Source organism: Streptomyces californicus (genome assembly GCF_000717645.1).
In the GTDB taxonomy this organism is placed as follows: Bacteria; Actinomycetota; Actinomycetes; order Streptomycetales; family Streptomycetaceae; genus Streptomyces; species Streptomyces californicus.
In genome coordinates this window covers 18,353-37,525 of the sequence record NZ_JNZZ01000023.1, presented here as the reverse complement: position 1 = coordinate 37,525, position 19,173 = coordinate 18,353, and the positions used below count along the sequence as shown (strand labels likewise).

Genomic DNA, 19,173 nt, shown 5'->3' with positions numbered 1-19,173 from the left:
CGACCGGTGAACCTCGCCTTCGTCGAGAGCCCGGTCCAGCTCCTGAACGTCCTGGAGTGGGTTCACACGCAGGGGGGAGACGATCCGGCCGCCACCACGGTCGTCGTCCTCCCCCCGGTCGACCCGATGTCGCGCGGTCAGCTGCGCCGGATGGCGGAGCTGGCCCGCGACGAGGGCATCACGGTCCGCTGGCAGGAGGCGCGCGGCGAGTCCGGCGCGCCCCTGAAGGCCCTGCGCGCCCTGGCCGGCCTGGTCCGGCGCGCGGACCACATCGTGATCGGGGACCCGTTCTCCCGGTACGTCCAGCTCCTGCTGACCCTGGTCCGCGCCGACCGCCTCACGGTGGTCGACGACGGCACGGCCACCATGGAGTTCGTCGCGCAGCTGGCCCGGGGCGAACGCCTGACGCGCTGGCACCGCCGGGGCCGTACGGGACCGCGAGAACTGGTCCTGGCCCCGGTCACCGCCACGGCCCGCCGCCGCTTCACCCCGACGGCGCGCCACACGGTCGAGGTGTTCACCGCGATGCCGGTCGAGGCTCCGGCCGGCGTCGCGGTCACCGCGAACACCTTCGCCTGGACCCGGGCCCGCTTCGGCCCGCCGAGCGTGGGCCGGGGCGCCGACCTGGTCGGCACCTCCCTGGTCGAGACGGGCGTCGTCGAGCCCGTCCCGTACCAGGAGGCGGTGGCCGCCCTGGCCCGCGCCCACGGGGCCACCCGCTACTTCGCCCACCGCCGCGAGTCCGCCGAGAAGCTCCGCGCCCTGGAAGCCGCCACGGGCCTGGAGATCGTCCGCCCGGACCTCCCGCTGGAACTGATCGCCCGCCGCGGCCCCATCGGCCGTACGGTCGTCAGCTTCCCGTCCACGGTCGTCCACACCCTCCCGCTGGCCCTGACCGGCACGGGCGTGAACGTCGCGGTCTGCGACATCGCCCCGGAATGGCTCCGCACCACGGCGTCCCCGCGCGCCCAGGGCTTCCTGCGCGGCGTCACGGAGACGGCACGGGGGGTGCAGCGGCTGTCGTCGGTGACGACCTGAGACACCTGCCGCCCCGCGCGGGGCCCGGATACGATCGGCGCCATGACGACTTCGCAGAATCCGGCAGCGCCTGAGGTCAAGGAGGAATACTTCCTCGACGTCCCCACCGGCGTCGAGGCGGAGACCGAGGACGAGGACATTCCCGAGATCGAGCGGCCGTGGAATCCCGAGCAGATCAGGGTGAACACCAAGCAGTTCTCGTTGCGCAACGTCCTGGACATGATCGACGACGTTTCGCTCGAACTCGCTCCGGACTTTCAGCGCGGCAGGGTCTGGAAGCATGTGCAGAAGTCCCGACTCATCGAATCCGTCCTCCTTCAGATCCCGCTGCCGGCTTTCTATTTCGCCGAGGATGCCGACGGGTTCATGCGGGTCGTCGACGGGCTCCAGCGACTTTCCACTATCCATGACTTCGTCCGGGGAGGTGACGAGAAGGGGTTCGCCCTCAAGGGCCTTGAGTACCTCCAGGGGACCGTGGAGGGGAAACGGTTCGACGACTTGCCGGCCCCCTGGAAGCGGCGTATCAACAACGCGCAGATCATGACCCACGTCATCGACCCGACCACTCCCCCCGATGTCATGTACGACATCTTCAAGCGGATCAACACCGGTGGCACGCCGCTGAACGCGCAGGAGATCCGGCATTGCATGAGCAGGGACCGTAGTCGCTCGATCCTCAAGGCGATGACGTCCACGGGTGCGTTCAACGATGCCACCAACGGCCTCGGTGGCCACACCCGCATGAACGACCGTGAGATGGCCCTGCGCTTCGCGGCCTTCTGGCTCCATGGGGCGGAGGGATATGCCGAATTCGGCTCGATGGACGCCTTCCTTCAGCGCACCACCACCATGCTGGACGATCCCAACGCGGTGGACGATTCCGTTGTGGGGAGCTTGGAGAAGTCGTTTCAGCGGGCAATGGAGAATTCCTGGATCGTCTTCGGCGATCAGGCGTTCCGTAAATGGCCGCAAGGTGTCGAGTCGGGTAAATATCCGATCAACCGTGCTCTCTTCGAAGCCTGGGCGATCACGTTGTGCGACTTCGAACCGCGCGACCTGGCCCGCAGGGCCACGGCCATCGTCGCGAAGGCACGTGCGCTGATGGCGATCGACTACCGCTATCTGGACGCGATCACCTCCTCCACCGGCGATACCCGCCGTGTCATGTACCGCTTCGAGGCCACGGCGGAAGCGGCGGAGGCCGGCCGGTGATCACTTCACTGGCCATCGGCCACTTCAAACGCTTCGCCGAGGCATCCTTCGCCCTACGGCCCCTCACCGTGCTCACCGGTCTCAACGGCACCGGGAAGAGCACGGTCGTCCAGACGCTGCTGCTCGCCCGCCAGTTCGCCGACGCTCCCGCTCGCAAGGTGGTCCAGCTGAACGGCCCGTACGGGCTGGCTCTCGGCGAGGCCCACGAGGTCCAGCACCCGGACGCGCCGGACTCGGTGATCGGCGTGCGGGTGGAGTGCGACGGCGGTCGGCGGGTGTGCGACATGCGCTTCACCGTGCCGGACGAACAGGCGCTCTACCTGGACGCCTCCCGTACCGAGGACGCTCCGCCGGACGAGCTCAGCGGAGACCGCAGCACGTTCACCTATCTGTGCGCCGAGCGGCTCGGTCCCCGGGACCAGCTCGACGTCTCCGCGGAGCACCCGGACCTTCTCGGGGTCGGCGTACGGGGGGAGTACACCGCCCAGGTTCTGGCCCTGCACGAGAGCCGGTCCGTACGCGAGGAACTGCGCCACCCGGACACGGCGGCCACGCACGGGGTCACCGTCGTCCGTACGCAGGCCGAGATGTGGGCGTCCGACATCATCCGCCCGATCGAGATCAGCGCGCAGTGGCCGCCGGGCATCACGGCGAGCACGATCCGCTTCCGGGAGCCGGGACTGCTGAGCGAGGCAATCCGGCCCGCCAACATGGGGTTCGGATTCTCCTACGCCCTGCCCGTCATCGTGGCGGGGCTGCTCTCCCGGCCCGGAGATCTGCTCATCGTCGAGAACCCGGAGGCGCATCTGCACCCCGGTGGCCAGTCCCAGCTGGGACGCTTCCTGGCGCGCGTCGCGGGTGCCGGAGCCCAGGTGATCGTGGAGACGCACAGCGATCATGTACTCAACGGCATCCGGCTCGCCGTTGCCGAGGACCGGACGGTCGCTCCGGAGGCGACGCTGATCCACTACTTCGGCGCCCGGGAGGCCGGGGCCGTCCCTCTGGAACTCACCGCAACGGGCGAGCTCACCGACTGGCCCGAGGGCTTCTTCGACCAGATCGAACGGGACCTGGGGAGGCTGGCGCGTGCCAGGCGAAGGGGGAAGTGAGCCGGGTCGCTTCGTGGTCGACGAGTCCTCCTTCGACTTCCGGGGCCTCACCGAAGAACGTCTGACGGACCTGCTCGACGAGTTCACCGACGAACTGACCGACCTGGTCAGGACCCACCGGGTCACTGTCTCGCCCTGGTGGTCCGAGGCGGAGTGCGCTCCCGGCACGGAGCTCCACGACGTCCTGTACGAGGGTGGGACGCCGCGGGCGGGCCGTGACGCGCGGCTGAGGATGGTCCGGACGATGGACCGCTGCCCGAAGTGGGACACGGAGACGGCAGGGCTGCCCGATGAGGTGGAGCTTGCGGAGGAGGGGCCGGTCCTCGCGCTCTCCGTCGGCTTCGCCTGGCTCCACGCCACTCGGGGACATCACATCGGTTGTCTCGTTTTCCCCACGGCCGGCCGCGTCGGCTGGCAGTCGGTCGTGGTGGGGGGAACAGCCACGTCGCCCGGGATCGGGAAGGACGTGTTCTTCCTGACCGGGGCGTCGTCTCTCACGGACTTCTGGCGGGATCTCTTCAGCCGCGAGAACGTGGCCGAACAGAGCTTCGTCGAGCGGGCCCGAGAAGCGTTCCCGGACCTCGTCTTCGCGGACTCCCTCACGTTTCGTCGATTCGACGGTACGTACGGAGAGATGCGCGACTGGGTGGTCCGCGTCCTCTCGGTGGTGCACGACCATTTCATCGACGCGCTGGCCAAGCACGCGGGCATACCCGCTGACGTCAAGGCCGAGCTGGGACACCACGGTCTCAACCTGTCTCCTGAGAGTCCCAACACCCGGGCCAAAGCCAAGATCATGAAGCAGCGGGAAGTCGTGCACGGCGGCGAGAAGTACCTGTGCGAGTGGCACGCCAAGAAGGACCGTCACCGCAACCGGGTCCACTTCAGCCTGCCGGAACAGCGTTTGGACGGCCGGGTCCTGATCGGCATCTTCGTCGACCACCTGGACACCTGAGGGCTGTCCGGCAGGAGGCGCGCAACCAGGCCCCGGGGGCGGACGGGTATACCCGCAACCACCCTCCGTCACACGTCCTCGTCCGAACTTTGTTCCCCTGCACGGCTGAAATTTCTTTGATCCATGGCCAGTTGAGGGGGCGATGGGCCTACGCTTCGTAGGGTGAACCATGTAAAGTCCCGCGCCTCCCGCCTCCACGACCTGCCCGACGCCGAGCAGCCGGGGGGAGGCGGTCTGCCGGGGCGGCTCCCCGACGAGCTGAGGGCCGAGCTGATCGCCTTCCGCCGGGACCTGCACATGCACCCCGAGCTCGGCAACCAGGAGTTCCGCACCACCGCCGCCATCAAGGACCGGCTGGAGAAGGCGGGGCTCGCGCCCCGGGTCCTCCGGGTCGGCACCGGGCTCATGTGCGACGTGGGGGAGTGGGACGGGGTCACGCCCATGCTGGCGTTGCGGGCGGACATCGACGCCCTGCCGATCCCGGACACCAAGACCGGTGTGCCCTACCGCTCCACCGTGCCCGACCGGGCGCACGCCTGCGGGCACGACGTGCACACCACCACCGTGCTCGGCGCGGGCCTCGTGCTGGCCGAGCTCGACCGGCAGGGGCGGCTGCCCAACGCCGTACGGCTGATCTTCCAGCCGGCCGAGGAGGTCCTGCCCGGCGGCGCGGTCGACGCGATCGAGTCCGGGGTGCTGGAGGGCGTCGGGCGCATCATCGGCGTCCACTGCGACCCGAAGGTGGACGCCGGGCGGATCGGGCTGCGCGTCGGGGCCATCACCTCGGCCTGCGACCGCCTGGAGGTCGCCCTCGACGGCCCCGGCGGCCACACCGCCCGGCCGCACCTGACCACAGACCTGGTCACCGCCGCCGCCCGGATCGCCGTGGACGTGCCCGCGCTGCTCGCCCGCCGGGTGGACGCCCGCTCCGGGCTCGCGCTGACCTGGGGCCGGCTGGAGACCGGGCACGCCCCCAACGTCATCCCGCAGCGCGCCGAACTGTCCGGTACGGTCCGCTGCCTCAACCTGGACGCCTGGCGCGAGGCCCCCGACCTGGTGCACGCCGCCGTGGACGAGGTGGCCGGAATGCATCGGGCCAAGACGGTGATCACCTATGTACGGGGCGTGCCGCCCGTGGTGAACGACGCCGAGTCCGTCGGGCTGCTCGACGCCGCGATGACCGAGCGCCGGGGCTCGTACGCGATCGAGGACACCGAGCAGAGCCTGGGCGGCGAGGACTTCTCCTGGTACCTGGAGCAGGTCCCCGGCGCGATGGCCCGCCTCGGCGTCCGGCCCCCGGGCGACACGCGCGGCCTCGACCTGCACCGCGGCAACTTCGACGTGGACGAGGAGGCGATCACCGTCGGGGTGGAGCTGTTCACGGCGGCCGCGCTGCTGGACGCGAACCGTTAGCGATGCGTTGACGCGGTCTTCGCGGGCCGTTCCCGGACCCGCGAGGCCGCTTCTGTACACGACGATCCGATAACGGCTTCCGTACGTGCTCTTATCTGACATCTACGCGCGTTACGATCGCCGCGAAACCAGCGCCGGAAGAGGCGCTTCGGTCAGGTTTGAAGGAGCCTCCCTTGCGCCGGATCACCCGGATCACGACCGTGGGCATCGCGTCCGCGGCGCTCGCGCTCAGCGTCACCGCCTGTGGCGGAAAATCGTCGTCGGATGCCGGTTCCGGCAAGGACGGCGACAAGGCCGCCATCGCGTACGACATCGGCGGCCGCGGCGACCAGTCGTTCAACGACGCCGCCTACGCCGGTCTCGCCAAGGCGGAGAAGGACCTCGGCATCAAGGGCAGCGAGGCCGAGCCCTCCGACGGTGAGGGCGACGCGGACAAGGTCCAGCGTCTCACCGAGCTGGCCCGCGCCGGCAACAACCCGGTGATCGGCGTCGGCTTCGCCTACGCGCCCGCCATCAAGAAGGTCGCGCCGAAGTTCCCGAAGACCACCTTCGGTATCATCGACGACGCCTCGGTGACCGGGGACAACATCGCCAACATCGTCTTCAACGAGGAGCAGGGCTCCTACCTCGCCGGCGTCGCCGCCGCCAAGGTCACCAAGACGAAGACGATCGGCTTCATCGGCGGTGTCGAGACCCCGCTGATCAAGAAGTTCGAGGCCGGCTTCGTCCAGGGCGCCAAGGACACCGACCCCTCGGTCAAGGTCCTCCCGCAGTACCTGACGCAGCCCCCGAACTTCGACGGCTTCTCCAAGCCCGACCTCGGCAAGGCCGCCGCCCAGGGCCAGCTCGACAAGAAGGCCGACGTGATCTACTCGGCCGCCGGTCTGGCCGGCTCCGGCGCCATCGAGGCCGCCTCCAAGGCGGGCAAGTGGAACATCGGCGTCGACTCCGACCAGTACCAGCAGAAGGGCCTCGCGGCCTACAAGGAGTCCATCCTCACCTCCGTCACCAAGGACGTCGAGGACTCCGTCTTCAACCTGATCAAGTCGGTCAAGGACGGCAAGCCGACCACCGGTGAGATCCGCTACGGCCTGGACAAGGACGGCGTCGGCCTGTCGATGTCCAACCCGGCGTTCGCCAAGATGACCGACGTCATCTCGGCCGTCGACAAGGCCAAGCAGGAGATCATCGACGGCAAGATCACCGTCAAGACCGCTCCGTAAGCGTCCGGCGCCCGGCGCCGTACGGCTGGTTTCCCGAGGCCCTGTCCGTCCCCGCCCGCACCGCGGCCGGTGGACGGACAGGGCCATGGGCCCCTCCCGTACCGGCACACCGGCACCCGCACCACCGCGCCGCGCGACCGGACCCAGACGTCCCGCGCGGCCCCACGAAGAAGTTCCGCCTCTCGCCGTGCTCTCCCACCCCGGCCCGGGCCCCGCGTCCGGACTGTGACGTGCACCCCGTGTTTCACGATTCGGCAGCGCTACGCGTGTAGACAGCCCTCCGGCGCGATAACTTCACCCCCGCCCCTCAGAGCCCCCAGCTCCTCCGCCCCCGCTCCTGTCCGGCCAAGGAGAGTGCGTCATCAACGCGTCCAGCAGCCCCCCTGCCGTAGAACTGCACGGCATCACCAAGCGCTTCCCCGGTGTCGTCGCCAACCACGACATCGACATCACGATCGGCAAGGGCACGGTCCACGCCCTCGTCGGTGAGAACGGCGCCGGCAAGTCCACCCTGATGAAGATCCTCTACGGCATGCAGAAGCCGGACGAGGGCACCATCGCGATCAACGGCGAGCAGGTCTCGTTCTCCAACCCGGGCGACGCCATCGAGCGGGGCATCGGCATGGTGCACCAGCACTTCATGCTCGCCGACAACTTCACCGTCCTGGAGAACGTCGTCCTCGGCGGCGAGAAGCTGCACGGCATCGGGTCCGCCGCCCGGAGGAAGATCAAGGAGATCTCCGACGCGTACGGCCTCGGCATCCGGCCCGACGCGCTCGTGGAGGACCTCGGGGTCGCCGACCGGCAGCGTGTGGAGATCCTCAAGGTGCTCTACCGGGGCGCCCGCATCCTCATCCTCGACGAGCCGACCGCGGTCCTCGTGCCGCAGGAGGTCGACGCGCTCTTCGCCAACCTGCGCGAGCTCAAGGCCGAGGGCCTCACCGTCATCTTCATCTCGCACAAGCTGGGCGAGGTGCTCTCCGTCGCCGACGACATCACGGTGATCCGCCGCGGTACGACCGTGGGCACCGCCGACCCGGCCGCCACCACGACCAAGCAGCTCGCCGAGCTGATGGTCGGCAGCGAGCTGCCCTCGCCGGAGACCCGCGAGTCCACCGTCACCGACGTGCCCATGCTGCGCGTCGAGGACCTGGCGCTCACCGTCACCGACCCCGACGGCACCGTCCGCGACGTGCTCGCGGGCATCGACTTCACCATCCACCAGGGCGAGGTCCTCGGCATCGCCGGCGTCGAGGGGAACGGCCAGACCGAGCTGATCGAGGCCCTGATGGGCATGCGCGACCCGGACGGCGGGACGATCACCCTCGACCGGGCCGACATCTCGCACGCCCCCACCCGCAGGCGGCGCGAGTCCGGCATCGGGTACATCCCCGAGGACCGCCACCGCCACGGCGTCCTGCTCGACGCCCCCCTGTGGGAGAACCGCATCCTCGGCCACGTCACCGAGAAGCCCAACAGCCGCGGCTGGCTGCTGGACAACAAGGCGGCCCGCACCGACACCGAGCGCATCGTGCGCGAGTACGACGTGCGCACCCCCGGCATCGAGGTCACCGCGGCCTCCCTCTCCGGCGGCAACCAGCAGAAGCTGATCGTCGGCCGCGAGATGAGCCACGCCCCCAAGCTGCTGATCGCCGCCCACCCCACCCGCGGTGTGGACGTCGGCGCGCAGGCCCAGATCTGGGACCAGATCCGCGAGGCCCGCCGCGAAGGTCTCGCCGTGCTCCTGATCTCGGCCGACCTGGACGAGCTGATCGGCCTGTCCGACACCCTGCGCGTCATGTACCGCGGCCGCCTGGTCGCCGACGCCGACCCGGCCACCATCACCCCGGAGGAACTGGGCTCGGCCATGACCGGCGCCGCCACCGGTCACCTCGAAAGCCCGGAGGACGAGGCGCGATGAAGAAATTCGACAAGGACCGGCTGATCCTGGGCTTCGCCGGCCCGGTGCTCGCCCTGGTCGTCGCCCTCGTGCTGACGACCGTGGTGCTGCTCGCCTCCGGCCGCAACCCCTTCGAGCCGTACCGGATCATGTTCGAGTCGGCGAGCTACGTCGACGTACAGGTCCTCATCGTCAACCAGGCCGGTACGTACTACCTCGCCGCCCTCGCGGTCGCGGTCGGCTTCCGGATGAACCTCTTCAACATCGGCGTCGACGGGCAGTACCGCCTCGCCGCGATGCTGGCCGCGCTGGTCGGCGCGAGCGTCGACCTGCCGGGCCCGCTGCACATCGCGCTGATCGTGATCGTCGCCATGCTGGTCGGCGCGTTCTGGTCGGGCATCGCGGGCTTCCTCAAGACCACCCGCGGGGTGAGCGAGGTCGTCTCGACGATCATGCTCAACTCGATCGCCACCGCGCTGGTCGCCTGGATGATCCTCCCGAAGAACTTCGGCGAGCAGCCCGCGGGATCCAACAACCTGACCACCGGCGAGATCCCGGAGTCCGGCTGGTTCCCGGGGCTGCCGATGGGCGACCAGGCCGGCGAGATCTACGGCTTCACCTTCGTCGCCGCCGGCTGCGGCCTCCTGTACTGGTTCGTGCTCAACCGCACCCGGTTCGGCTTCGACCTGCGGGCCACCGGCGCCAGCGAGAGCGCCGCCCAGGCATCCGGTGTGGACGCCAAGAAGATGATCCTCACCTCGATGCTCATCTCCGGCGCCGTCGCGGGCCTGGCGGGTATGCCGACGCTGCTCGGCGACACCCACACCTACAGCCTCGACTTCCCCACGGGCATCGGCTTCACCGGTATCACCATCGCGCTGCTGGGGCGCAACAACCCCCTCGGCATCGCCTTCAGCGCCCTGCTGATCGCCTTCCTGGACAAGTCGTCCGCCTCGCTCGACCAGTACGGGTACGAGAAGGAGATCGCCACGATCATGCAGGGCCTGATCGTGATCTCGGTCGTCGTCTCCTACGAGCTGGTACGCCGCTACGGCGTCCGCCGCCAGCAGCAGAAGGTCGGCGAGGAACTCGCCGCCGGCCATGCCATCAAGACCGAGAAGGAGGCGGCCCTGTGAGCACCAGCAAATCCACCGCCGCACGGCCCGTCCCCCTCAAGGGCGGCCGCCGCACGCTCTCCCTGCCCGTCGTCCTCCTGATCATCGCGGGCGCGCTCGCCCTGGTCTCGCTGGTCCGCCTGATCAGCGGCGCCAACGACATCACCTCGGTCGGCCAGGTCGCCGGCGCCCTGGAACTCGCCGTCCCGATCGGCCTCGCCGGACTCGGCGGCCTGTGGGCCGAGCGCGCGGGCGTCGTCAACATCGGCCTCGAAGGCATGATGGTGCTCGGCACCTGGTTCGGCGCCTGGGCCGGGTTCCAGTGGGGCCCGTGGATGGGCGTCCTCTTCGGCATCCTCGGCGGCTGCCTCGGCGGGCTGCTGCACGCGGTCATCACCGTCACCTTCGGCGTGAACCACATCGTCTCCGGTGTGGCCATCAACATCCTCGCCGTCGGCATCACCCGCTACCTCTCCAACTTCGCCTTCGACGGCGTCCAGGGCGGCTCCTCCAAGCAGTCCCCGCGCGTCGACCCGATCGACAAGATCACGATTCCCGGGCTCTCGGACTGGCTCCAGGACCTGCAACAGCAGCACTGGTTCCTGATCTCCGACATCGCGGGCATCCTCGGCGGCCTGGTCACCGGCCTCTCCCTGCTCACCGTCGTCGCCCTGCTGCTGATCCCCGCCACCTGGTGGATCCTGTGGCGCACCCCGTTCGGCCTGCGCCTGCGCTCCTGCGGCGAGTCCCCGGTGGCCGCCGAGACCCTCGGCGTCAACGTGTACAAGTACAAGTACATCGCCGTCACCGTCTCCGGCGGTCTGGCGGGCCTCGGCGGCGCGTTCCTTGCGATCGTCGCCACCGGCATCTACCAGGAGGGCCAGACCGGCGGCCGCGGCTACATCGGTCTCGCCGCGATGATCTTCGGCAACTGGATGCCGGGCGGGATGGCGCTCGGTGCCGGCCTCTTCGGCTTCACCGACAGCCTCAAGCTGCGCGGTGGCGCGGAGAACGTCCACGCCATGCTGCTCCTGCTGGCGATCCTGCTGGTCATCGCGGTGTTCTGGCAGCTGTACCGGAAGAAGTACGTCGCCGCGGTGATCTCGGCGGCCGTCTCGGCGCTCCTGTTCACCTGGTACTTCCTGACCGACCAGGTGCCCAGCCAGTTCGTCGACGCGGCCCCGTATGTCACGACGCTGCTGGTCCTCTCGCTCTCCGCGCAACGGCTGCGGATGCCCAAGGCGGACGGCGTGCCGTACCGCAAGGGCGAGGGCAAGTGACGCCGCCGCCCGAGGACGCGGGGCACGCGCCCGGCCCCGCATCCGCCGCCCGCTTCGGCGAGTCCGACTGGAAGGCCCTGCGGGAGGCCGCCCGGGACGCCATGTCCCGGGCGTACGCCCCCTACTCGGGCTTCCCGGTCGGCGTGGCCGCCCGGGTGGACGACGGCCGCACCGTCACCGGCTGCAACGTGGAGAACGCCAGCTACGGCCTCTCGCTCTGCGCCGAGTGCGGCCTGGTCTCCACGCTCCAGGCCACCGGCGGCGGCCGGCTGACCCACTTCACCTGCGTGGACGGCGACGGGTCGGTCCTGGTGCCGTGCGGCAGGTGCCGCCAGCTGCTGTACGAGTTCGGCGGGCCGGACCTCCTCCTGGAGACGCCCGACGGGCTGCGCACGCTGGACGCGATGCTGCCGCAGGCGTTCGGCCCGCAGCACCTGGGCTGAGGCGCCGGACCGCACCGCGGCCCGGCCCGCATCCCCGATTCCCGGCGGTGGCCCTTCCCTCGCGGAAGGGCCACCGCCCTTTCCCCTCTCTATGCGCGTAGAGTCGACGAGGACCCGCGCGCACGCACCCGGCCGGAAGGATTCCCATGGACGTCATCTCCGTCATCCGCACCAAGCGGGACCGAGGCGAACTGACCCCCGAGCAGATCGACTGGGTCATCGACGCCTACACCCGGGGCGATGTCGCCGACGAGCAGATGTCCGCCCTCGCCATGGCGATCCTGCTCAACGGCATGAACCGCACCGAGATCGCCCGCTGGACCGCCGCGATGATCGCCTCCGGCGAGCGGATGAGCTTCGAGGCGCTCTCCCGCCCCACCACCGACAAGCACTCCACCGGCGGCGTCGGCGACAAGATCACCCTGCCGCTCGCCCCGCTGGTCGCCGCGTGCGGCGCGGCCGTGCCGCAGCTCAGCGGCCGGGGCCTCGGCCACACCGGCGGCACCCTGGACAAGCTGGAGTCCATCCCCGGCTGGCGCGCCCACCTCACCGGCGAGGAGATGCGACACGTCCTCGACACCACCGGCGCGGTCATCTGCGCGGCCGGCGACGGCCTCGCCCCCGCCGACAAGAAGCTGTACGCGCTGCGCGACGTCACCGGCACCGTCGAGGCGATCCCGCTGATCGCCAGCTCGATCATGTCCAAGAAGATCGCCGAGGGCACGGGCGCGCTCGTCCTGGACGTCAAGGTCGGCTCCGGCGCCTTCATGAAGACCATCGAGGACGCCCGCGAACTGGCCTCCACCATGGTCGCGCTCGGCACCGACAGCGGGGTCCGCACGGTCGCCCTGCTCACCGACATGTCCACCCCGCTCGGCCTCACCGCGGGCAACGCGCTGGAGGTCCGCGAGTCCGTCGAGGTGCTCGCCGGCGGCGGTCCGCAGGACGTCGTCGACCTGACCCTCGCCCTCGCCCGCGAGATGCTCGACGCGGCCGGCCTCAAGGACGCCGACCCGGAGAAGGCCCTGGCCGACGGCTCCGCGATGGACGTCTGGCGCCGCATGATCTCCGCCCAGGGCGGCGACCCGGACGCCACCCTCCCCACCGCCCGCGAGCAGCACGTCGTCACCGCCCCCTCCTCCGGCGTCCTCACCCGCCTGGACGCGTACGACGTCGGCGTCGCCGCCTGGCGCCTCGGCGCGGGCCGCGCCCGCAAGGAGGACCCGGTGCAGGCCGGCGCGGGCGTCGAACTGCACGCCAAGCCCGGCGACACGGTCACCGAGGGCCAGCCCCTGATGACGCTGCACACGGACACCCCGGAGAAGTTCGACTACGCGCTCACGGCCCTGCCCGGGGCGTACGACATCGCCCCGGCCGGCACGTCGTTCGCGCCGCTCCCGGTGGTGCGGGAACGTATCGCCTGACCTGCGGTTTCCTCGTACGGGTGAACGGGACCGGTGGACTGCCGCCGGTCCCGTTCGGCATGCTGGGATCGGCCCGGGGCGACGCGCCGGCACGCCCCGGGGAGGAGGCGTCATGGCGGAGACCCGAGCCGTCGAGCCCGCGCCGGGCCACGGCCAGGACTGGGACGACCTGGTCCGGATCTGGGAGGAGACGGACGCACCCGAGGGCTGCAAGGTGGAGATCATCGAGGAGATCGTCACCGTGTCGCCGCCGCCGTCCAAGGACCACAACACCACCGCTGCTCTGCTCCAGCGCAGGCTCTACACCGTCATCCCGGAGGACTGGGAGATCTACCAGACCCTCGGCCTCTCGCTGCCCGGCCGGGGCGGGATCTACATTCCCGATCTCGTGGTCGTGGACCGCGCCACGGCCTCCGGGCCGGGCAACACCGTCCCCGCCTCCGAGGCCCGCCTCGTCGTGGAGACCACCTCCCGCGCCAACGCCAACCACGACCGCGTCAGCAAGGTCAACGGCTACGCCAAGGCCGGGGTCGAGCTGTTCCTCCTCCTCGACCCCTGGCACTCCGGTCGCCCGACCGCGACGCTCTACGGCGAGCCGGACGGAGGCACGTACCGGGTGCTGGAAACGGTCGAGTACGGGCGGGAGTTGACCCTCCCCGAGCCGTTCGGGCTGGTCCTGGACACGGGCGTCCTCCCCGCCGGCTGACATGCGGACGGCCCGCCGCACGGAGGGTTCCGTGCGGCGGGCCGCCGTCGTGCGAGGGTGAACTACACGCCTGCTCCGGTCACTTGCCGAAGTACGCGTTGTAGATCTTCACCGACGAGGTGTTGCCCTTCTTGTCGGTGACCGTGGCGGAGAAGGAGATCGCCTTGCCCTTCGCCGGGTTCTTGACGGTGATCTTCCCCTTCTTGACCGTGATCTTCTTCCAGGTCTTGCCGCCGTTGTAACTGACGTACGTCTTCAGCGACTTCGTGTTCTTACCGGCAGCCGCTCCGTGCACCTTCACCGGCACCGAGACGGTCTTGCCCGCCTTGACGCGGCCGTCGGCGCCCACCGCCGGGGTGAACCGGACGGTGGAGACGGGCAGCATCGCGAAGCCGGTCTTCTTCGAACGGAACGTCCAGGAGGCGTCCACCCGGGTGGAGAGCGGGTTGACCTTGGCGCTGTGCTTGACCGTGGTCGTCAGCTTGTAGTCCGCCGAGCCCGCCGGGACCTTGAAGGGCTCGTAGCCGGTGACCGGGTCGCCGTTCTGGCCGAGCTTCTTGCCGTTGCGGTAGAGGACCGTCTTGGCCGAGGTGAACAGCATCCCGCCCGCGTTGCCCTGGCCGTCGGCCAGCAGCGGGAGGGCGCCCGTGATCTCGTCGCCCTCACGGACGACGCCGTAGTTCTTGTCGACCAGCGGGCCGAACACCCCGGTGTTCACGGTCTTCGTGTACGTCTTGCCCGCCTTGTACGTCGCCTCGTCGCCCAGCCCGTAGTTGGCCTCGTACGTCGGCCAGCCCTCCGCGTCGAGCGGGCCGAGCTGGTCGAAGTCCAGGCCCCACGCCACCTTGTCCGCGGTGGAGAGGTACAGCGTGCGGGTGCCGGGCAGCTTCTGCTCGACCGAGGTGGCCCAGCCGCCGCCCTGTGTGGCGAGGACGGGGAAGGCGGTGATCGAGCCCTTCTTCTTCGGCGCCGCCGAGCCCATGCCGACCTTCACCTTGGCGAGCTGCGCCGCGGTGAACTTCCGGGCGTAGCCGGTGGCGAGCTGCTTGACCTTGCCGCCGACCGCGATGTCGTACTCGGCCGAGGCGCCCGTGGTCCAGGTGCCCGTCCAGTGCTGGGCGAGCGAGACGCCGGTGACCTGCGGGCCGACGTGCAGCGTGCGCAGGCCGGCCGGCGAGTCCATCAGCCAGCCGAAGGTGACCGCGTCGTCCGCCGTCTCCACCACGTAGTCCGGGGCGAACAGCTGCCCCTTCGCCTTGGCGTCCGGCAGCGTGACCTTCACCGGCTTCGCCTTGCGGGCGTCGAAGGTCAGCGTCGTGGCCCGGGTGACCGAGACCTTGGGCTGCGCCATCCAGTCGGCGCCCTTGGTGACGTCGTCCGGGTCCTGGTAGACCGTGGAGTTGGCCACGTAGGTGCCCTTGGGCACGCGGATCTTCGCCACGCCGTCGGTGACCTGCGGGTTCAGGAACGGGCTGCCGGACTCGGCGCCGAAGCGGAAGAGGGTGCTCTCCGCGTGGACGGCGGGCCGCCCGTCGCGCCCGATGTGCTTGACGGTGACGTCGTAGCTCTCGACCTCACGCTCGACCGCCGCGGCCGTGCGCACGGTCTGCCCGCCGCCGGTCGCCACCACGTACGCCGAGTACGTGCCGTCCAGCGTGCCGCCGAGACGGGTGTCGGCGGTCAGCGCGACCTGTGCGGTGGAGCCCGCCGGAACGGTGATCCGGTCCGCGCCGAGGGTGAAGAAGCCGGCCGGGGCGGGCTTGCCCTGCGGGCCGGTGCCGGTGGCCTTCAGGTCGAGCGTGACGTCGCTGGTACCGAGGTTGCGGTACGTGACCTGCTTGGCGACCGGGGTGTCGTCGGTGTGCGGCCACTGCTGCACCCCGAAGCTCACCGAGACCGGCTCGGCCACGATCGTCTGGGCGATCGCCCGGTCCACCTGGATCCGGCCGGAGCCCTGCTGGAACGGGTTGTACGCACCGGGCTTGGTGGACGCGGTCAGCGCGCCCTTCAGCTCGGAGTACTTCCAGTCGGGGTGCTGCTGCTTGAGCAGCGCCGCCGCGCCCGCGACGTGCGGGGTGGCCATCGACGTCCCCGAGATCGTCGCGTAGCCGGCGGGCTTCTCGCCCACCTCGCGCGCGATCAGCGAACCGGACGGGATGGCGGCCGTGGTGTCCACGCCGGGGGCCGTCACGTCGGGCTTGACCGCCCCGTCCCCGATCCGCGGACCGCGGCTGGAGAACTCGGCCAGCACGTCCTTGTCGTCGACCGCGCCCACGGTGAGCGCGGCGTCCGCGCTGCCGGGCGAGCCGACCGTGCCCGCGCCGTCGCCCTCGTTGCCCGCGGCGATCGCGAACAGGACGCCCTTCTCGGCCGACAGCTTGTCGACCGCCGCCTCCAGCGGGTCCACCTCCGGGGTGTCCGGACCGCCGAGGCTCAGGTTGACGATGTCGGCGCCCTGGGCGACCGCCCACTCCATGCCGGCGAGGATGCCGGAGTCGTCGCCGTACCCGTCGTCGTCGAGCACCTTGCCCGCCAGCAGCTTGGCGTCCGGGGCGACGCCCTTGAACTTTCCGCCCGACTTGGCGCCGGTGCCCGCCGCGATCGAGGCGACGTGCGTCCCGTGGCCGACCCGGTCCTTGGTGTCCTTGGCGGCGCTGAAGTTCTTCTCCGCGATGACCTGGCCCTTGAGGTCGGGGTGGGTCGTGTCCGTCCCGGTGTCCAGAACCGCGATCTTGACGCCCTTGCCGGTGAACCCGGCCTTCCAGGCCGCCGGGGCGCCGATCTGCGCGACGCTCTTGTCGAGGCTCGCCCGGCGCACCCCGTCCAGCCAGACCCGGTCGATGCCGGCGGCGGTGGTGACCCGCTCACCGGCCGCGCTCCGGTCGGTGAGGGCCTTCCAGATGGCCGGCGCGTCGGAGGTCGGCGTGGTCACCGACTCCGCGTTCAGCGACTTCAGCGACCGGCCGACCTCGGTGCCGCCGGCGCCGCGGACCTGCGCCTTCGCGGCGGCGGCCTGCTTGCCCCGGTAGCCGACGATCAGCTTCAGGCCGTCCTTCTGGGCCCGGAGGTTCTCCGGACGGCTCAGCTCGGTGATGTCGAACAGCCGCCGGTCGAGCTTGCCCGAGACGATCAGCTTGTGGGCGTCGGCGGGGATGACGAGCGTGTGGTCCTTGTCGCCGACGCGCTGGACCGGGATGCCCTCCCGGCCCTTCGCCGGCCGGAAGGCGACCGGCTTGCCCTTGCCGTCGACCGTGACCCGGTCGCCGGTGACGAGCGTCAGCTGCCGTACGTCCCGGTCCTGGGCCCGGACGTCGGACGCCGCCCCCTTCGGGCCCGGCGCGGCGACGGCCGCCGGGGCCATTCCCGCCGCCAGTGCGACGGCCACGGCCGCGGCGACCGCCGGTATGCACGCGTTTCTCACGTGTCTGCGCAACTCTCCCCCTGGAGAACTCGATGGTTCTTCACTCCGCCGGTCCGCAGAGACGCAGAAGTGACGGCTGCGGCCGTCGGTTCATCCGACTAGAGGGGGAGTTTTGGGGATTGGTTGACGGAAGGGAGTGAGGAAGTCCGGAGTTGACGCAAAAACGCCTCTCCGCGGCGGGATCACGTGAGGAGGCGTGGGGCGGGCCATCGGGTGCGAGGCGTCGGGAGGCGGCCATCAGGTGCGGGGCGGCGTCGCGCCGGTCCGATGACTTTCGCCCGCCGGGGCGGTCTGCCTGGTGTGGATGCCGAGAATCCGATCGTCCTGACCGTGACCGGCCGGGTCAGCCGTGCCGTCGTACCCGACCTCTGCGCGCGGCTGGAGCGCGCCCTGACCGCACCCGGCGGAGCCGCCCCCGCCCCGGGCGCGGTGGCGGACTGCGACGTGGGCGGGGTGGTCCGGCCCGATCTGGCGCTCGTCGACGCGGTGGCCCGGCTGGCGGTCGTGGCCCGCCGGTCCGGGCGCACCCTGCGCCTGCGCCGCGTACCGCCCGAACTCCGCGCGCTGCTGGACCTGGTGGGGCTGGCGGACGTGGTGGGCCTGGCGGAGGAGCCCGGGGAGTCGGGCGAGCCCGAGGGGTCAGAGGAGCCCGGGGAGATCACGGCACCGGTGCCGGGCCCGCCCTGACCCCGGGTGAGGCGCGCTCCGACCCCGGGGGAGGGGGCAGGCTCCCGGACCCCGCAGGCCCAAGCCCCGGCCCGCCGCTCAAACCCCGGCCCCAGGACCCGACTCCGGCTCCCGGGGGCCGGCGTGGCGCCTGCGCGCCTGCTCTCCTACGCGCCTACGCGTCGGCCGGAAGCCGGTCCGGCAGCCCGAACAGCGGGAACCAGCGCGGGACGTCCAGGAAGCAGTGCATCCCGGTGATCGCCCCGTCCCGCACGTCGATGACCTGGACCGCCCACGGCACGAACCCGGAACCGTCCTCGGCGGGCTTGTAGTGGGCGAAGGCGGGGGAGCCGTTGGCCGCGACGGGCACCAGCCGGGAGCCCGCGCAGGCCGCGCCCATGGTGGTCATGAAGCCCGTGATGTCCCCGGTGCCCCGCAGCCACAGGTCGAACGGCGGCATCGTCATCACCGCGTCCTCGTGGAGCAGTGCCGTCAGCGCGGCCATGTCGTACCCCTCGAACGCCTTCACATAGCGCTCCAGGAGCTTCTGCTGCTCCTCGTCGAGCGGGTCCGCCACGTCGCCCGCCCGGCCCTCCGTCTCGGTCAGCGTGGCGCGGGCCCGCTGGAGGGCGCTGTTGACCGAGGCCACGGAGGTCTCCAGCAGCTCGGCGACCTCGGCGGCCTTCCAGGCGAGCACCTCGCGCAGGATCAGCACGGCCCGCTGCTTGGGCGGCAGATGCTGGAGGGCGGCGACGAACGCCAGGCGCACCGACTCGCGGGCCACGGCCGCCTCCGCCGGGTCCTGCACGGACGGCAGGACCCGCCCGTCCGGCATCGGTTCCAGCCAGACGTTCTCCGGGCGGGGGCTGAGCGCGGCCTGGGCGAGCGGGGTCGGGCCGGTCAGATCGACCGGGCGGGCCCGCTTGTTGCCCGCGTTCAGCATGTCCAGGCAGACGTTGGTGGCGATCCGGTAGAGCCAGGAGCGCAGCGAGGACCGGCCCTCGAACTTGTCGATGTTGCGCCAGGCGCGCACCAGGGTGTCCTGCACGGCGTCCTCGGCCTCGAAGGCGGAGCCGAGCATCCGGTAGCAGTACCCGGTCAGCTCGGTCCGGTGTCCCTCCAGGCGGGCGTCGATCCCGGCGCCGTCCGCGCTCCCGGCGCCCGGCGCCGCCGTGGCCGCACCGCCCGCCGCCGGGCCGGAGGCGGCCCCGGCCGTCGTCGTCGTGGTCAGATCGCTCATCGCTCCACCCCTGTCGCGCGCAGCCGCG

At 70.8% G+C, this 19,173-nt stretch carries 15 protein-coding genes; 13 read left to right on the top strand and 2 right to left on the bottom strand.

Features of this window, described 5'->3' with window-relative positions; genetic code table 11:
• Positions 1–6: 6 nt before the first annotated feature.
• From IF19_RS0127255 to IF19_RS0127200, 12 genes are all read left to right on the top strand, one after another.
• Positions 7–1,038: a hypothetical protein gene (locus tag IF19_RS0127255; RefSeq protein WP_030112633.1), complete on the top strand. Its 1,032-nt coding sequence runs from the start codon at positions 7–9 to the stop codon at positions 1,036–1,038.
• Positions 1,039–1,080: 42 nt separating this feature from the next.
• Entirely contained in the window at positions 1,081–2,250 is a 1,170-nt protein-coding gene (locus tag IF19_RS0127250) for a DUF262 domain-containing protein (RefSeq protein WP_030112632.1), read from the top strand.
• Positions 2,247–3,359, top strand: coding sequence for an AAA family ATPase (locus IF19_RS0127245; protein ID WP_030112631.1), 1,113 nt, complete (start codon positions 2,247–2,249; stop codon positions 3,357–3,359). Before IF19_RS0127250 ends, IF19_RS0127245 begins: the two co-directional genes overlap by 4 nt.
• The gene (locus IF19_RS0127240; protein ID WP_136975150.1) at positions 3,337–4,314 is read left to right on the top strand and encodes a hypothetical protein; all 978 of its coding nucleotides are present in this window, start codon (positions 3,337–3,339) and stop codon (positions 4,312–4,314) included. The genes IF19_RS0127245 and IF19_RS0127240 overlap by 23 nt, the downstream gene beginning before the upstream one ends.
• A 162-nt stretch (positions 4,315–4,476) precedes the next feature.
• Entirely contained in the window at positions 4,477–5,727 is a 1,251-nt protein-coding gene (locus IF19_RS0127235; protein WP_030112629.1) for an amidohydrolase, read from the top strand.
• 173 nt (positions 5,728–5,900) lie between these two features.
• The gene (locus tag IF19_RS0127230) at positions 5,901–6,950 is read left to right on the top strand and encodes a BMP family lipoprotein (RefSeq protein WP_030112628.1); all 1,050 of its coding nucleotides are present in this window, start codon (positions 5,901–5,903) and stop codon (positions 6,948–6,950) included.
• 337 nt (positions 6,951–7,287) lie between these two features.
• The gene (locus tag IF19_RS0127225) at positions 7,288–8,871 is read left to right on the top strand and encodes an ABC transporter ATP-binding protein (RefSeq protein WP_050493754.1); all 1,584 of its coding nucleotides are present in this window, start codon (positions 7,288–7,290) and stop codon (positions 8,869–8,871) included.
• Positions 8,868–9,986 carry an ABC transporter permease gene (locus tag IF19_RS0127220; protein WP_030112626.1) on the top strand — a complete coding sequence of 373 codons (1,119 nt, stop codon included), beginning with the start codon at positions 8,868–8,870 and terminating at the stop codon, positions 9,984–9,986. The genes IF19_RS0127225 and IF19_RS0127220 overlap by 4 nt, the downstream gene beginning before the upstream one ends.
• On the top strand, positions 9,983–11,245 hold the full coding sequence (locus tag IF19_RS0127215; protein WP_030112625.1) for an ABC transporter permease: 1,263 nt from the start codon (positions 9,983–9,985) through the stop codon (positions 11,243–11,245). Before IF19_RS0127220 ends, IF19_RS0127215 begins: the two co-directional genes overlap by 4 nt.
• Complete coding sequence (locus tag IF19_RS0127210; RefSeq protein ID WP_030846286.1) at positions 11,242–11,688, top strand: cytidine deaminase; 447 nt, start codon at positions 11,242–11,244, stop codon at positions 11,686–11,688. Before IF19_RS0127215 ends, IF19_RS0127210 begins: the two co-directional genes overlap by 4 nt.
• A 146-nt stretch (positions 11,689–11,834) precedes the next feature.
• Positions 11,835–13,112 carry a thymidine phosphorylase gene (locus IF19_RS0127205; RefSeq protein ID WP_030112623.1) on the top strand — a complete coding sequence of 426 codons (1,278 nt, stop codon included), beginning with the start codon at positions 11,835–11,837 and terminating at the stop codon, positions 13,110–13,112.
• A gap of 112 nt (positions 13,113–13,224) precedes the next feature.
• Positions 13,225–13,818, top strand: coding sequence for a Uma2 family endonuclease (locus IF19_RS0127200; protein ID WP_030112622.1), 594 nt, complete (start codon positions 13,225–13,227; stop codon positions 13,816–13,818).
• 79 nt (positions 13,819–13,897) lie between these two features.
• On the opposite strand, the gene IF19_RS0127195 is transcribed toward IF19_RS0127200, so the two are convergent.
• Positions 13,898–17,179, bottom strand: a complete 3,282-nt coding sequence (locus tag IF19_RS0127195; RefSeq protein ID WP_050493764.1) for a S8 family peptidase — start codon at positions 17,177–17,179, stop codon at positions 13,898–13,900.
• A 327-nt stretch (positions 17,180–17,506) separates the two neighbouring features.
• Here IF19_RS0127195 and IF19_RS0127190 point away from each other — a divergent pair, with 327 nt between their 5' ends.
• Entirely contained in the window at positions 17,507–17,926 is a 420-nt protein-coding gene (locus IF19_RS0127190) for an STAS domain-containing protein (RefSeq protein ID WP_050493753.1), read from the top strand.
• Between the two features lie 154 nt (positions 17,927–18,080).
• Here the strand turns inward: IF19_RS0127190 and IF19_RS0127185 are convergent, their stop codons facing one another.
• Positions 18,081–19,145 carry a sigma-70 family RNA polymerase sigma factor gene (locus IF19_RS0127185; protein ID WP_030112619.1) on the bottom strand — a complete coding sequence of 355 codons (1,065 nt, stop codon included), beginning with the start codon at positions 19,143–19,145 and terminating at the stop codon, positions 18,081–18,083.
• Positions 19,146–19,173 lie beyond the last annotated feature (28 nt).